Here is a 14382-nt window from a genome sequence, read left to right on the forward strand (position 1 = left end):
GTTTTATATACAAACAAGAAATCAGGGAGCACCAAAAAATCAAATATAGACTAACTGTTAGACAGTTGTTTTCTCTTAATTTTGAATGTAACTTAATTCACAATAAGTTACATTCAAATCAAAGAATTTATAAAAACTAAAGTTGAACTGAAATTACTTTGCAGCATCGTTTTTGTTGTATAAATCTTTATAGCTACCGACCAGAAGAATGAAAACAAATACCAGGAGCATAAAACTTCTAGCATGGAATCCATCAATCGATGAAGTATCATCAAGTAAAATACTGACAGTTATAGCTAATATGCTAATGACACTAAAGAGAATAAATAATGGCTTGCGTGTTGAGAAATACTCTTGCTTTACTTCAATTACTAAATAAACGATTGCGAAGATAAGTGAAGCAATACGAGTTAGAAATAAAAATTCATACTGAAGAAAAAACGTTGCAACTAATAAGCCGATCAATGCCAAAATCACGATTATAGAACTTATATTTTTTTCATCGTAAACTCCTTATATTTCATTTTTGTCTAAACAATATTCTTTAATATTTTAACTAAGTTTGAATGCAACTTAACTGCACATAAGTTACATTCACATTCCCTAAATTAGCACAATATATTTGTTCCAGATCGTAATGTAGAAAGTTGGATATTTAATTTGGCACTTACTTCATTCGGGGTAAACACTTCTTTTTATTTCATGTTATAAAAGTTCGATTGCTCTATATGGAATGATATCTGCAAAGAAAAGGATAAACGAAAGCACAGTAATGCCTATTCCTAACCAAAAATATTTCCTCCAACATTGTATGACTACACCCAGAAGGAACACTGCGCCAGGGATAAGCCAGAGTGGAAAGATAAAAGTAGGTGCTTCAGGTCCATATTCAGAGATAAAGCCAGCTGCAAACCAAAAAGACACAGGGATGATGAAAAGACCTGCTAAAGGAAGATATACAAAACGCAGAAGCAGTATTGTTTATTTCATAAAGAAACCACCTTTTCACAAAACAGATTAAGTATAAATAAAGTTATTAGTGGAAAGTGTATTCGCAGTTCGTCATTTTATAAACCTTCTATCGATTTGGTTAATTATACCATGACGGGAGAGTGCCTAAAACACACTAACTAAACAACAGTATGAAGTGATAATCAAACAGAAAAGTAGACATGTCACAGGGTTATTAGAAGCCAGTAAAAGAGAAGGAGATGCTAATAGCCAGCAACTACCTTCTCTATATATGACTTCCTTTACTCTGATGATATGTAAACTTATCTTCTGTGTAAGTTACATTTTCACTTTTCGGTTTTAAGTCTAAATCTAATTTTTCTCTTAAAAAAGCTTTTCCTGAGAAGATTTATATCATCTAAGGAAAAGCAGGCAGTTATATTAGAATCTATTATGATTATTCGTCTACAACGACTTGTCCATTCTTGTCTAATAAAGGTGTAATACCACTACCTGAACCAACCCATGATTGAAGATAATTTACACCAGTAAAGCGATCGACTAAAATTACTATTCTGCCAAGTGTAGGTACATTTTCTGACGATTTTATATAAAAACGTTGATCTTCTTCTTTTTTATTCCCGAACATAGTTCCACTCCTTTTAAACTATTTCACTCTCTGTATATACGGTTGAAATGTCTTCAGGTTTCATCACTCATAAGATGCGAAACTGACTTTTTTATAAACAAATTTCATTTAGTATTCACTATATAGGCAGCTAATTGCAGCTGAATTCACTTTCTCATAAAAATTCAATTCGCCGTTTCACATGAACTTTTACAAACAACTATATGAAAAAGTAAAAACTAGAATATATTCAGAGATGAGGCACGAAGTTTGCACAAAAAAAGTTCCGGTTTAATCTCCGGAACCTTCTCTTCGTCCTTATGTGAATAGTTTACTTTCCTGGCAGAATAGCTTTAGAAGAAACAAGCCCCTTCTCAATCAGCTCTTCCCAAAAAGCAGCCGGAATCGTTGCCTGCAATGCCTGCAAGTCTTCCTTAATGCGATCGGGTCTTGTCGAACCGGTTACTACCGCCTTAACAGCGGGATGGGCTGTAGAAAACTGAAGCGCTGCATCTTTCAGATTCACGCCATGATTTTGTGCCACATCATTGAACCGCTCGACTCTCTTTTTGATGTCCGGCGTTATTTCTTTGTAATCGAAATGGTCTCCGCCTAACAATGCCCCCGAGTTAAACGCCGATCCGATCACGAGTCCGCCGCCTTTTTCCTGTGCGAGCGGCATCATCCGCTCGAGTGCACGCTCGTGCTGAAGCAAGGTATATTGGGTAGCTGACAAGCTCAGGTCCGGATGTGCTTCCTCAAGTTCTAGTGCCACTTCAATCGGCGTGGTCGTATTGACTCCAAGTCCCCAAGCTTTGATGATTCCCTCATCTCTAAGGCGATCCAGCACTTTAAAAGCACCTTTACGTGCTTCATCAAATTTCGTCACCCATTCATCACCCAAAAAGTCTGGTGAGATGTCATGCACATAGACCATATCCAACCGGTCTGTTTTCAGACGCTTCAGGCTATCTTCAATCGAACGGAGTGTTCCATCCTCTGTGTAATCTGTTAGAATCTTGTTTTTGCGCCCAAATTCAAACAGCCCTTCTTTTTCTTCCTGTTCGTCCAGCACAATACGGCCGACTTTTGAGCTCAACAAATACTCGTCACGATTATAAGAAGGCAAAATTTCACCAAGCCTCATTTCAGCCAAGCCTGCCCCGTAAAACGGCGCCGTATCGAAATAGCGGATTCCTTCGTCCCAAGCAGACTGGATCGTCTGCATCGCTTCGTCTTCTGGAACTTCTCTGAACATATTGCCAAGCGGCGCTGTGCCGAGTCCCAGTTTGTTTTTTATGGTTAGTTCGTTTCTCATTAATGGACACCTCTTTTGGAAATAGATTTAGTAAATACATATATTAGTGTCTACCCGCTTGAAAATCGGATAAACTGGGACAGGGCTCTTGCACTTCAAATTAAAAAAGCCCTTATAAAGGGACTTTTTTTGATAGGCTCACTGGGTCATTTTTACAATGCAACAGCTCCACATTATCGAGCCAAGTTTTTCAAAATGTTTTGCCACCCTTGGCGCTGAAGGTGCAGATTGTTTAGCTGTTCCGCTTCAAAGCGTTCTTCAATCAAGCAGCCATAAGGCTTTTCAAAGAGATTGATACGGACCTTGCGCCCATCACCCAACTCAAAATACAATCGCTTTGCAGCTTCTATTTCCGTATAAGTGCCCCAAAAATCAAAAGACTCACTGCCGTCCTTAGCAGCCATTTCGTAGTGAAATTCGCCTCCAATCACTAAATTATTTTCAGCGTTTGGACAATGCCAATCATCACTGGCATAATTCCAAGACATTATATTTTCAGGCGTGACAAGCTTTTCCCAAATCACCTCGGGACGATTGCGCGACTTTTCGCGAAGGGTTATGACCTTCCCCACGCTTCCACTGTTTTCAAGTCGAATCGCCATAAGGTCAAAAGATTTTTCCCAGTTCCCTTTAAACTCTTCGGCTTGTTCCTCTGGCACATCTTGCTCAACTTCAAAGATGCACGTCCCATCTTCCTTCGGGATAAATCTATAATTCTCAAAGGCTGGTGACCATCCCCGAGCCAATGGCGAATCATAGTCATTGACTCCATTCATCACCATGCCCACGTGCCTGATCGAAATAAACTCCGGCCATTGGCTTTCTGCAATTTCTGATAGCATCCCGCTTTCTTTCCCATCTTTATCTTCTACGACAAAACGAATGGGGCTGCCCTTAGTCCAATCCCCTTTAAACTCCGAGCCTTTAGAGAAAGTTTCTGTCCAAAAACGATAATGATCCGGATCAACCACAAGTTCCCAAAGCAATTCTGGACCGACCTTAAAAGTCCTTTCAAGGTGAATTCTAATCATGATTTTCTCCCTTCTTTTCCGTGATGGTCGCAATGGTTTCTGATTGAACGCCGAATGACCCACAATACTCGGCACAAAATTTTGAAAAATGAAGCATTTGGTAGTTATTTTTATGCTAAAAAACGCTTGTCCGATGTCATTCCTTATACTTAATTATACTACGAAGAAAATATAAATTACAGACTACTATTCCCAGAATTCCTGCCCTATACTGTTACATACAACGAGAAGAATAGAGGAGGAAATTCAGGATGAATGACAATAAGGAAGTGTTGGACAAGGGTCCTTTCTTTCATGGAACAAAAGCAAAATTAAACATTGGAGATTTTCTGGAAGCGCATTATGTATCCAATTACCAGGACAAAAAATCCAATTACATTTACTTCACGGCAACCTTGGAGGCGGCCAAATGGGGTGCTGAACTGGCTGCATCCGATGCAACAGAAAGAATCTATGTTGTAGAACCAACAGGTGATTTTGAAAATGATCCGAACTTAACCGACAAAAGATTTCCTGGAAACCCAACTCGCTCCTACAGGTCCAAATCACCGCTGAAGATCATCGCAGAACTGGGTTCCTGGGAAAGGCATTCCAATGAAGAAATCAATCACATGCTTACATCTTTAAAGGTAATGCGTCAACAAGGGAAGGCTATTATACTTGATTGAACTTTTTAAAAGAATGAAAAAATCAGGTAAACAAAACAGGTCGAAGATTCTTAAGAGAATCCTCGACCTGTCTTTCCCACTAAGGAATTATGAATTTTTTACAGGATGATGATAAACATGTTCCGGATAATCGGTAATGATGCCATCAACATTTAAATTAAATAACCGTAAAGCCTGTTCTTGTGACCGTGAAGTATAAGGAAAGATATCCATTCCCGCTTCATGAACATCAGTAACCAGCTCATCCGTTACAATGCTCATCGTGGGATTGAAATAATCGGCGTAGGACGCAAATTGGGCTAATTGTTCTTCCGTTACATCCGCCCAACCCCCTCCCGTCAGAACTCCATGAGAAAGATTCGGTAAAAGCTCTTTCGATTTTTTCATGGATTCGTGATTGAAGGATTGGATGATGATTTTATTATTATTCGGTGTAGCCATATTTCGTTCGATCAAAGCATTCGCGATCTTCTCTTCCACTCCCGGATAAAGTTCTGGGGCCTTCAACTCGATTAATATCCCAACTTTTCCTCGAAACTCATCTACTACTTCCTCGAAAGTTGGAACCCTCTCACCCGTAAAGTTTTCACTGAACCAGCTGCCAGCATCAAGTTGCCTAATCTCTTCTAATGTTAAGTCACCCACTTTGCCGGTTCCATCAGTAGTACGATCTACAGTGGTATCGTGGATAACAACTAGCTCGCCGTCTTTCGTCATTTGAACATCGATTTCAATATAGTCCGACTTCATTTCAAATCCTTTGTGGAATGCCTCCATCGTATTTTCGGGTGCATGTCCAGAAGCTCCACGATGTGCGATGTTCACCATTTTTTGCTGTTCCTGTTTTGATATCACCTTGCCTGCTTCTCCCTGTTCGGCAGCAAATGCAGCTCCCGTAAAAGATGTCATTGCAAGGCTTGCTGCTAATATAGTCATCATCCGTTTCAAATAATCACTCCCTATGTATTTGATAACTCAAGCATAAGCAATGAATATATGGTAGGTGTTAATAGAGCATGAAGTAAGGTTAAGAAAATGTAAATTAACGGAAATATATTTTTAATTACTTAAATTTTCCATGTCATTTTTTATTTCGGACAACGATTTAACTAAAAAAAGTTTTATTGAAGTTTTCATGCTCTTCTATGGATACATCACCCCTTTAGATCATCGGTAAAATAAAATCCAATCAGAACTCGTTCAAATGCTTTTCACTGTGCAAAACTACGTTAACAACAGAGGCTTAAAAATTAAAGTGGCTTCTACTCTAAAGTGACAGGCACTTAAATTGAAATCGGCAGAAAAAAGCCGCCCATTTTGTGGACGGCTGATAGTTTCATCTACATGGCAAAAGATTCACTGATAATTTTTCAAGCTTTCCAAGGTTTCACATCAGGAACCCTTTCCACATTAGTCTCCTTATTCCCAACAGCTGGCTTTTTCGACCAGATCGTCGCAAGAATCGGTCCGGAAATATTATGCCAAATCGCACCCCACACGCTCGGCAATGCCGCAAGCGGGCTGAAATGGGCAGTGGCCAGTGCAACGCCAAGTCCAGAATTTTGCATACCCACTTCGAGTGAAATGGCACGGCGGTCGGTTTCATTGAGCCCCATTGCCATAGCCGTCAAATAGCCAAGCACTAAGCCAAAACTATTATGTAAAAATACAGCGAAGAACACGATGAATCCTGAACTGATGACGTTTTGCGCATTGGCAGCTGTCACTGCTGAGACAATGATCAAGATGGCGACAACGGAAATGAGCGGCACGACGGAAATACTTTTTGCGACCACTTTTGGTAAGATTCGCTGGACCAGAAAACCGAGTGCAATCGGAATGATGATCACCTGGATGATCGACATGAACATATCGACCGGGTTTACCGGAAGCCATTGACCGGCCAAGAGCAGCAGCAGTAAAGGCGTCATAATCGGTGCCATCAACGTTGATAAAGACGTCATCGCAACAGACAGCGCCAGATTTCCTTTCGCGAGATACACCATGACATTCGATGCTGTACCTCCAGGAACGCAGCCAAGAAGCACGAGGCCAGCTGCCAGTTCAGGCGGCAATTTCAGCAAATAGGCGATGCCAAACGCTGCAAGCGGCATGATCAAAAATTGCGCCGCCACGCCGATAACCACCGGAAGCGGATTTTTAAAGATGATTTTGAAATCTACGGGTTTCAGCGTCAGTCCCATTCCAAACATGACGACACCGAGAAGAATCGTAATATATGCACCGAACCCGATGAATGCTTCAGGCAGGAAAAAAGCAAGCAGTGCGGCGAGGATGACCCAGACCGCAAAGTATTTTCCGGCGATGGCACTTAATGACTGCAGTATTTTCATTGGATTGGCTCCCTTTTTTCTACTTTGATGTTTTTACCTGGATTCAACAAGTTATCCGGATCCAGTGCGGCTTTGATTTTTTCCATAACGGCCAAAGCAGCTCCGTGTTCCTGCTGCTGATATTTTTGCTTGCCGATGCCGACGCCGTGTTCTCCGGTACATGTGCCGCCTCTTTCAAGAGCGTACACGACAATGCGTTCATTGAATTCCTGCGCCTTTGAAATTTCTTCCGGGTCGTTCATATCCATCATGATGAGCGCATGGAAGTTGCCGTCTCCGACATGTCCGACGATGCCCCCCGGCAAATCGAGTGCCATCAGATTTTCCCGTGCATGTCCGACAGCTCCCGCCAGTTCAGAAATCGGCAGGCACACATCGGTTACCATCATTTTTTTGCCTGGATGTCCATGGATATATGCGTAAGCCAATGTATGGCGCGCCTCCCATAGCCTGTTGCGTGCTGCGGTATCTGTTTCAAACGCCACTTCTTCACATGCATGCCCTTGAACAATTTCCTGCATAAAAGCTACATCCTGCTGCAATCCGGCTTCATTGCCATGAAACTCCAAGAACAGGGTAGGCATTTCCTTGTAAGCGGTATCATTGTATTTATTGACTTGCTTCATCGATTGCTCATCTACAAGTTCCACGCGGGCGATGGGAATGCCAGCCTGCAATATGGAGACGACTGCTTCCACAGCATCTTTTACCGTCGCAAATGAGGCACGGGCTGCTGTAATAAATTCAGGAATGCCATAGACACGAAGCGTCATTTCGGTAAAGCAGCCAAGCGTCCCTTCTGAACCGACAAACAATCCATTCAAATGAAGGCCGGATGAAGATTTTGCGGCTTTGTTTCCGGTATGGATGACGGTTCCGTCAGCCGTAACCACTTCCAAATCACGTACTTGGTCACGCATGACGCCGTATTTCACAGATGTAGTGCCGCTTGCGTTAGTGGCGGCCATTCCGCCGAGTGTCGCATCCGCTCCAGGGTCTACCGTGAAAAACAAACCGTACTTCTTCAATTCCTTGTTAAGCTGCGTCCGGGTAACTCCAGGCTGCACCGTCACCAGAAAATCTTCTTCAAAGACTCTAAGAACTTTGTTCATCAATGAAAAATCGATGGTGATGCCGCCTCTTTGCGGAATGACATGCCCTTCTAAACTGGAACCGAGTCCAAACGGCACGACAGGAACTTGGTATTGCGTTGAAATTTTCATAATAGCTGATACTTGTTCGGTCGTTTCCGGGAAAACGACAATATCAGGCAATTCCATTTGATGATAAGATTCATCCTGGCCATGCAACTCTTTGACAGTTTCGTTGATGCTGATCTGATCTTCTCTCAATCCATTCTTCAAGCTTTCCAAAATAGTTTCCTGATTGGCGATTGCCATGCTTTATCGCTCCTTCTTTATTTTTTCCGACTTGCTCTAAATTGGTCCTACCAATTAACCCAATTATACATAATAATCTGAAAAGCACAACTTCTATTTTCTTTGATTGCTTAATCGATTTTGTATTGATAAAGTTAAGCATAAAAAGCCACTGTGCGGGGAGAGTGATTGTTTTTGAATCCAAAGAAGCGAACGTATGAATTAATCGTAGAACAAATTAACATGCTCTGCCTCGAACAAAACTTGCAGCCTGGCGACCGGCTCCCTTCTGAACGCGATCTGGCCAGTTTGTTCGGTGTCAGCCGCACTTCTGTCAGAGAAGCATTAAAACGATTAGAAAGCAAAAACATATTAGAAATCCGTCAAGGCGGCGGGAGCTTTCTAGCTGTTTCTAAAAGAGATACACTCGGAAATGAGCTGCGCACCCACATTGATGAAACACACGCTCAATTGATCGACGAAATGCTCGAATTGCGCAGGGCATTCGAGGTGGAAGCCGCTTCCCTCGCCGCTAAACGGGCCACTTCAGAAAACCTTGAAGCCATAAAACACGTACTGACACAAATGGCTGAAGCGACAGATGATCCGGAATTAGGCGTACAGGCAGATTTAGATTTTCACCTGCAAGTAGCCTATGCTACGAAAAACCAATTATTAATTGACCTAATGGAAACACTTGCCAACCGGATGGAAGAAAATATCCGGGCGACCCGCAGACAGCGCTTTACCGACAGCAGTCGTCACCTAGACACCCTAAAAGAACACGAAGAAATTTACTTGGCAATCGCAGGTGGCAACAGCGATTTGGCCAGACAGCTGATGGACAAGCATATTTCCAGAATTCGACTGGAGCTGTATAGAGCTACTTAGTGTGTGGATGATGAATATAGACTGCCTTATTTGGAAAGCATTCTGCTTTGTCTTTTATTCTAAAAACCACCGCCTTTGAAATTACGTAATTTCAGAGGCGGTGGTTTTTAATTACGGAATGTTTTTTTCAAAAATTCATTTGTAAGACTCGCCCGACTATATGCTGGCGAAAAAGTTGATGCTGAAACAGATAATGGCGCAATTGATTTGACAAACATCGAGGCTGATATGACCATCCGCTCATCAAATGGCCGCATTGTTTTTACCGATGTATCGGGCAACTTGCAGGCCAAGAGCAATAACGCCCGCATCGAGTCACGCACCGACAATAGCCACATTGTAGTAAAATAAAAGCTAAAACGCCCCAATGAAACCAAGTTTCATTGAAGCATTTTTTCTCTAAGAATGCATTGGCACACCAGTGAATATTACTGTCCCGATCTCAGCATCTCCAAAAACTCCGCTTCACTCTCAGCTTCGATTTGATCCATGGCATTGTAACCATCAGGACCTGGCAAAGAAGGGTCCGCTCCGTTCTCTATAAGCAGCAACGCCATTTCATATTCGCCCATCATCACAGCCGATGCCAATACGGTAGAATAGTCATCCATCGTATTAACGTCAGCTCCTGCATCGAGCAACACTTGAATAACGGCAATGTTTCCAGAGTAAATAGCGTACATCAATGCATCTGATCCATCTGCATCTGTAGCATGTACATCTTCGCCATTTGCGATGGACTCTTCGGTTGCAGCCAGATCACCTAAGGAGGCAGCGGACATTAGCGAGGTCTCCCCTTCTACTCCAAAGCCATATTCTTCTTCGTACAAAGGTTCATCTATATCCGGCAAAATTTGAGAAAATGCAAAAGCCCCTCCGGCAAAAAGCGCAATGGTCAGGAAGTATACAGCCCCCACAACCCCTACCATCAACGTGGCGCCAAGGGCAATTTTTCCGTGGTTGGGCTCATAGAACCTCGCATCGCTGTTGTCGAATTGCTCGATGGCTTGTATCCGTTTTGGCAAGCGTGGATGTGTCGATAACACTTCACTCAACCAGACGGCCGCATTTGTTTCGGTTGCAATTTGTTCACGGTATGCGTCTTCATTCACTTCCAAATACGTTTTCTTGCCGATTCCAAGAAGTGTCAATGCACGCTTCGCCGCAGCGGCGTTTTGGATAGTGAAAGCGGCATGGCGGTCGCATGTATATTCGCACGAACGGCTATAGGCTTCGCTAAGAAAAGGAAGGAATCCTGCTGGCAGGATTAAAAGATTTTTCCACACATGGCGTCGCTTTACATGAGCCAATTCGTGAGCAATGATAAAGTCCAGTTCCTCCTGCCCCTGCTCGCGGGCCAATTCAAACACCTCGGAATATAAAACGACCATATCGCGCCCGAAAAAACGGGTAGCAAAAGCGTTCAATGCCCCTTCCGATTGGACGACAAAGACATCCGGGACCTTCTTCAGTTCCATCTGTTTTGCCAGGATTTGGACGCGTTCATAGACATCCGGAAACTGCCGTTCATGAATTCGGACTCCATTGCCGCGGATTGAGCCGAGCATGATAGCATTTGCAAACAGCAAAATCACAAAAATGGTCAGGGCAATAGCAATGCCGATAATTGACACTACGGCCGCTGCGTAAATAAGAATGCTGAAAACTAGGCTAATGACAAAATACACGGTTTCTCTGCTTGATTGAATCTTAGTAATGTCCACAATTAACTCCCTCTCAATTTGGAATATCTTACATATAATAGCACATAGTACCTAATTTTAAGAGACTATTTTTGTGTATTTTGTTATTTTTTTATTTCAGTTTTTACTAAAAATCTATTGAAGCCGTTTCAGTGTTTTAATTTAACTTCCTGTAAAAACGAGTAAATATAGATAAAGGTTAGAATGAACCGATCTACCAAGAAATTTGCACCGGTCGGCAATAGGACTTGCAGAAACATATTATTTATTGTAAGATTCTTAAAGTAAATAGCTACTTATAAGTGTCTGTATAACCTTAAGAATATGGCTTAAGGGTCTCTACCAGGAACCGCAAAATCCTGATTACAGAAAACGATCCGTTCGTTTTTTGTAATCAGGATTTTTTTGTGTTTTCTGACGGAGATCTTTTGGCCATTTTTTTATTACCCTATTTTGAAAGAGAGTGAACGAACCCATGAATTTGAAAGTTTACATTCTTGCCTTGTCCACAGTCGCAGTCGGACTCGTGGAACTCATCGTCGGCGGCATCCTGCCGACAATCGCAGAGGAATTTGGCGTCTCGCTAAGTTCAGCTGGACAGCTGATTACTTTATTTGCGTTAATTTATGCCATTGCAGGACCTGTGCTGCTGGTGGCAACCAGCAGATTTGAACGGAAGAAAGTATATTTGATTTCCCTGGCCATCTTCTTCATTGGAAACATTATGACTTTCTTCAGCCCTGACTTTACATGGATGATGGTTGCCCGTGTCATTACGGCAGCCAGCACTGCGCTCATCGTGGTTTTGTCTTTGACGATTGCTGCCAAAATTGTCGAACCACCATACCGCGCGAAAGCGATCGGCCTTATCTTTATGGGAATCAGTTCATCGCTCGTCCTCGGCGTTCCGCTTGGCATCCTCATTTCGGATGCATTCGGGTGGCGCGTGATTTTTCTTGGCATCGCAGCGTTGTCCATCGGTTCAATGGCACTTATTGCCCTTTACATCCAGCCGATTCCTGGAGGCACAGCAGTTCCGCTTAAGCAGCAGCTGAAAGCGGTGGCGAGTGCCAAAATCGGAACAGCCCATCTCGCGACGATGTTCATGCTTGCCGGCCATTATACGGTCTACGCATATTTCACACCGTTCTTGGAAACCAACCTGCAGCTGAGCTCGTTCTGGGTCAGTGTCTGCTACTTGCTGTTCGGGATTGCGGCAGTCAGCGGAGGTGCAATTGGCGGCACCATGTCCGATTCGATTGGCTCGAAAAAAAGCATCATCATTGTCATTTCTGCATTTGCAATTGTCTTGTTCTTGCTTCCGCTCACGACATTTTCACTCTTTGTTTTCCTGCCCGTAATGGTCATCTGGGCAGCACTTAGCTGGAGCCTGGCTCCCCCTCAGCAAAGCTACCTGATTGAAACCGATCCTGCAACATCTGACATCCAGCAAAGCTTTAATAACTCCGCCCTGCAGATTGGGATCGCACTTGGTTCTGCAATCGGCGGCGTCACTTTGACGCAAACCGGTTCGGTCTCAAGCACAGCATGGGTAGGTGCTGGTATCGTATTGGTTGCTCTTGGCTGTGCGGTATTTTCCATTATGCGCCCGGTACAAGAGCAAAAAGCAGAACAGATGGGCAGCCAGAAATTCAAAAACGGTTACGAACCAAATTAATCCAGTTGCCTCAAAACCCCGATGGAATCCATCGGGGCTTTGTTTTTATCCTTCTGCTACTGCTGTTACCTGTTCCCAAAAATAAAATCCAAAGGTGATTTGCGTTTTTTGCGAAAAATCCCTTTTTCTTTTGCTTCTTCCAGCCACATCGGAAATTCATCCAGCATTTGATTGTACAGCTCTTCATCCGTCACTTGATCGATATCTGGAACATGGAAAAAATTCGCGTTATCCACGAGACGGCCTTCCATGGTATCCAGTTTTTTCAGCACATCAAAGTTCGAGTCGCCGATGCCGATAAATTGCCAAAAAATCGGCTTATCAGAAGATTCCACAATGAACTTCTTGATGCCGGACTTGCAGCCGCCGTCATTGATGAAAACCAAGAAGACCGGATCATCACTCGGTTCTTCTTTCGTGTATTTTTTGATGACGTCTTCCATCACTTTTGGTTCATCGTTGCGGCCAAACTTGTGGATGCTGTCATTGGCCAAAATGTTCTTTTCCACATACCCCATAAACGTTGCTTCCGTAGCTGCCGGCAAACGGGAAAATTCATTGTCATACACCCATACATCTAGTGCGCCGTCATCGTCAAACTGGCTGGCCACGGCCAAAACCCGTTCTACAACTTCCTGCACCACGCCTTCGCGATAAAGTTTTCGCATCGATCCTGAAATATCCAGCACAATGCCGACCTTTGCTACGACACCTGTTAATTTCTTTTTCTCTAAAACGATACTAGCCGTTTTTTTCTTAAGGGAAATGGTGCTCATCAAATTGCCTCCTCTTATCATGGTGCTTTAAGTATAGCGAATATTCGTAAACTTAAAAAGGAAATATTGGAAATATTTAATATGTGAACAGAGCGATTTCAGAACGCTACCTTAACTGCCAACCACACCTCTTTTCAAACTCAACCTTTACATCCCCCACCTCTTCCTCTACACTAAACCCATCGGGAATAACCCGAACACAAAAACCGCATACCGTTTTCTGCACTAGGGGTGCCCATTATGGCTGAGATGCAAGCGCAAGCTTCGATCCCTCATAACTCGATCAGGATAATACCTGCGTGAGGAAGTGCGGCGCATTTCTGAAATAATTCCTTTTATGATTATTTGTAGATTATGGCTGCATCTTCGCGGATGCGGTCTTTTTTGTGCAAATTTTTAGGAGGAATGTAGTTATGGAACCATTGCACTGTGGAACAAGCCCAATCGTCGGATTTCGATTTTCGCTCCATCCGATGACCAAAGACTTTATTAAAGTAATAAAAGGAGCACTGAAAGAAACAGACACATCGAACGTCTGGATGCATACCGATGATGTCTCAACCGTGATACGCGGCAAACAGAATCACGTCTTTAACGTCGCAAAGGCACTGGCTTTGCATGCTGCAAAGACCGGAGAGCATGTAGCGCTGTCTGGCACCTTTTCAATCGGCTGCCCCGGCGATTCATCAGGTGACGTCTACCTGGAAAAAGACGATGTGCTGTTGAACACCGATAGCACCAAGCAATACGTTTCTTCCCAGTTTGCCCTCTACCCGATGAACAATCCGGATTACATGGCAGTCATTTACCGGGAAGTGGAACGTGCCAAACAAAGAGGCGTTTTCAACGACTCGATGCATTACGCCAGCGGCATCCACGGCGACATTCACGAAGTTTTCAACTTTTACGAAGAAGCGTTTACCCATGCACGTTCCGATGAACACCGCCATTTGGTGATGACCGTATCGATGAGCATTAACAGCCCGTCCCATGGAGGTGCCTAAC

At 43.2% G+C, this 14382-nt stretch carries 13 protein-coding genes and 2 riboswitches; of the genes, 5 read left to right on the forward strand and 8 right to left on the reverse strand.

Annotated features, from left to right (window positions below):
- Positions 1-1408: 1408 nt before the first annotated feature.
- From QOZ98_RS01250 to QOZ98_RS01260, 3 genes are all read right to left on the reverse strand, one after another.
- Entirely contained in the window at positions 1409-1600 is a 192-nt protein-coding gene (locus QOZ98_RS01250; RefSeq protein WP_308785742.1) for a DUF6440 family protein, read from the reverse strand.
- 310 nt (positions 1601-1910) lie between these two features.
- A complete protein-coding gene (locus tag QOZ98_RS01255; protein WP_308785743.1) occupies positions 1911-2897 on the reverse strand; it encodes an aldo/keto reductase in 987 nt (328 codons plus the stop codon).
- A 173-nt stretch (positions 2898-3070) separates the two neighbouring features.
- A complete protein-coding gene (locus QOZ98_RS01260; protein ID WP_308785744.1) occupies positions 3071-3928 on the reverse strand; it encodes an SRPBCC family protein in 858 nt (285 codons plus the stop codon).
- 251 nt (positions 3929-4179) lie between these two features.
- On the opposite strand from QOZ98_RS01260, the gene arr reads away from it, so the two are divergent.
- Positions 4180-4596 carry an NAD(+)--rifampin ADP-ribosyltransferase gene (gene arr / locus QOZ98_RS01265; RefSeq protein WP_308785745.1) on the forward strand — a complete coding sequence of 139 codons (417 nt, stop codon included), beginning with the start codon at positions 4180-4182 and terminating at the stop codon, positions 4594-4596.
- Positions 4597-4683: 87 nt separating this feature from the next.
- Here arr and QOZ98_RS01270 read toward each other — a convergent pair whose 3' ends face one another.
- The 3 genes from QOZ98_RS01270 to QOZ98_RS01280 form a co-directional block, all read right to left on the reverse strand.
- Complete coding sequence (locus QOZ98_RS01270; RefSeq protein WP_407676696.1) at positions 4684-5535, reverse strand: glycerophosphodiester phosphodiesterase; 852 nt, start codon at positions 5533-5535, stop codon at positions 4684-4686.
- 431 nt (positions 5536-5966) lie between these two features.
- Positions 5967-6950, reverse strand: coding sequence for a bile acid:sodium symporter family protein (locus tag QOZ98_RS01275; RefSeq protein ID WP_308785747.1), 984 nt, complete (start codon positions 6948-6950; stop codon positions 5967-5969).
- On the reverse strand, positions 6947-8350 hold the full coding sequence (locus QOZ98_RS01280) for an FAD-binding oxidoreductase (RefSeq protein ID WP_308785748.1): 1404 nt from the start codon (positions 8348-8350) through the stop codon (positions 6947-6949). Before QOZ98_RS01280 ends, QOZ98_RS01275 begins: the two co-directional genes overlap by 4 nt.
- Positions 8351-8524: 174 nt before the next feature.
- Here QOZ98_RS01280 and QOZ98_RS01285 point away from each other — a divergent pair, with 174 nt between their 5' ends.
- Positions 8525-9220, forward strand: coding sequence for a FadR/GntR family transcriptional regulator (locus QOZ98_RS01285; protein ID WP_308785749.1), 696 nt, complete (start codon positions 8525-8527; stop codon positions 9218-9220).
- 207 nt (positions 9221-9427) lie between these two features.
- On the forward strand, positions 9428-9571 hold the full coding sequence (locus QOZ98_RS01290; protein ID WP_308785750.1) for a hypothetical protein: 144 nt from the start codon (positions 9428-9430) through the stop codon (positions 9569-9571).
- 77 nt (positions 9572-9648) lie between these two features.
- On the opposite strand, the gene QOZ98_RS01295 is transcribed toward QOZ98_RS01290, so the two are convergent.
- Entirely contained in the window at positions 9649-10944 is a 1296-nt protein-coding gene (locus QOZ98_RS01295) for a M48 family metallopeptidase (RefSeq protein ID WP_308785751.1), read from the reverse strand.
- Positions 10945-11209: 265 nt separating this feature from the next.
- A riboswitch (purine riboswitch) is annotated at positions 11210-11309 on the forward strand.
- 89 nt (positions 11310-11398) lie between these two features.
- Here QOZ98_RS01295 and QOZ98_RS01300 point away from each other — a divergent pair.
- Positions 11399-12601, forward strand: coding sequence for an MFS transporter (locus tag QOZ98_RS01300; protein WP_308785752.1), 1203 nt, complete (start codon positions 11399-11401; stop codon positions 12599-12601).
- Positions 12602-12666: 65 nt separating this feature from the next.
- Here the strand turns inward: QOZ98_RS01300 and QOZ98_RS01305 are convergent, their stop codons facing one another.
- On the reverse strand, positions 12667-13377 hold the full coding sequence (locus tag QOZ98_RS01305) for a vWA domain-containing protein (protein WP_308785753.1): 711 nt from the start codon (positions 13375-13377) through the stop codon (positions 12667-12669).
- A 217-nt stretch (positions 13378-13594) separates the two neighbouring features.
- Positions 13595-13700: riboswitch (TPP riboswitch) on the forward strand.
- Between the two features lie 90 nt (positions 13701-13790).
- On the opposite strand from QOZ98_RS01305, the gene QOZ98_RS01310 reads away from it, so the two are divergent.
- Positions 13791-14381: a YkoF family thiamine/hydroxymethylpyrimidine-binding protein gene (locus QOZ98_RS01310; protein WP_142826308.1), complete on the forward strand. Its 591-nt coding sequence runs from the start codon at positions 13791-13793 to the stop codon at positions 14379-14381.
- Position 14382 lies beyond the last annotated feature (1 nt).

This window comes from Planomicrobium stackebrandtii (genome assembly GCF_030814955.1).
GTDB lineage: Bacteria > Bacillota > Bacilli > Bacillales_A > Planococcaceae > Planococcus > Planococcus stackebrandtii.

Coding starts and splice junctions, on each gene's coding strand:
- QOZ98_RS01250 (WP_308785742.1), bottom strand. CDS start 1,600: ATGTTCGGGAATAAAAAAGAAGAAGATCAACGTTTTTATATAAAATCG.
- QOZ98_RS01255 (WP_308785743.1), bottom strand. CDS start 2,897: ATGAGAAACGAACTAACCATAAAAAACAAACTGGGACTCGGCACAGCG.
- QOZ98_RS01260 (WP_308785744.1), bottom strand. CDS start 3,928: ATGATTAGAATTCACCTTGAAAGGACTTTTAAGGTCGGTCCAGAATTG.
- arr (WP_308785745.1), top strand. CDS start 4,180: ATGAATGACAATAAGGAAGTGTTGGACAAGGGTCCTTTCTTTCATGGA.
- QOZ98_RS01270 (WP_407676696.1), bottom strand. CDS start 5,535: ATGATGACTATATTAGCAGCAAGCCTTGCAATGACATCTTTTACGGGA.
- QOZ98_RS01275 (WP_308785747.1), bottom strand. CDS start 6,950: ATGAAAATACTGCAGTCATTAAGTGCCATCGCCGGAAAATACTTTGCG.
- QOZ98_RS01280 (WP_308785748.1), bottom strand. CDS start 8,350: ATGGCAATCGCCAATCAGGAAACTATTTTGGAAAGCTTGAAGAATGGA.
- QOZ98_RS01300 (WP_308785752.1), top strand. CDS start 11,399: ATGAATTTGAAAGTTTACATTCTTGCCTTGTCCACAGTCGCAGTCGGA.
- QOZ98_RS01305 (WP_308785753.1), bottom strand. CDS start 13,377: ATGAGCACCATTTCCCTTAAGAAAAAAACGGCTAGTATCGTTTTAGAG.
- QOZ98_RS01310 (WP_142826308.1), top strand. CDS start 13,791: ATGGAACCATTGCACTGTGGAACAAGCCCAATCGTCGGATTTCGATTT.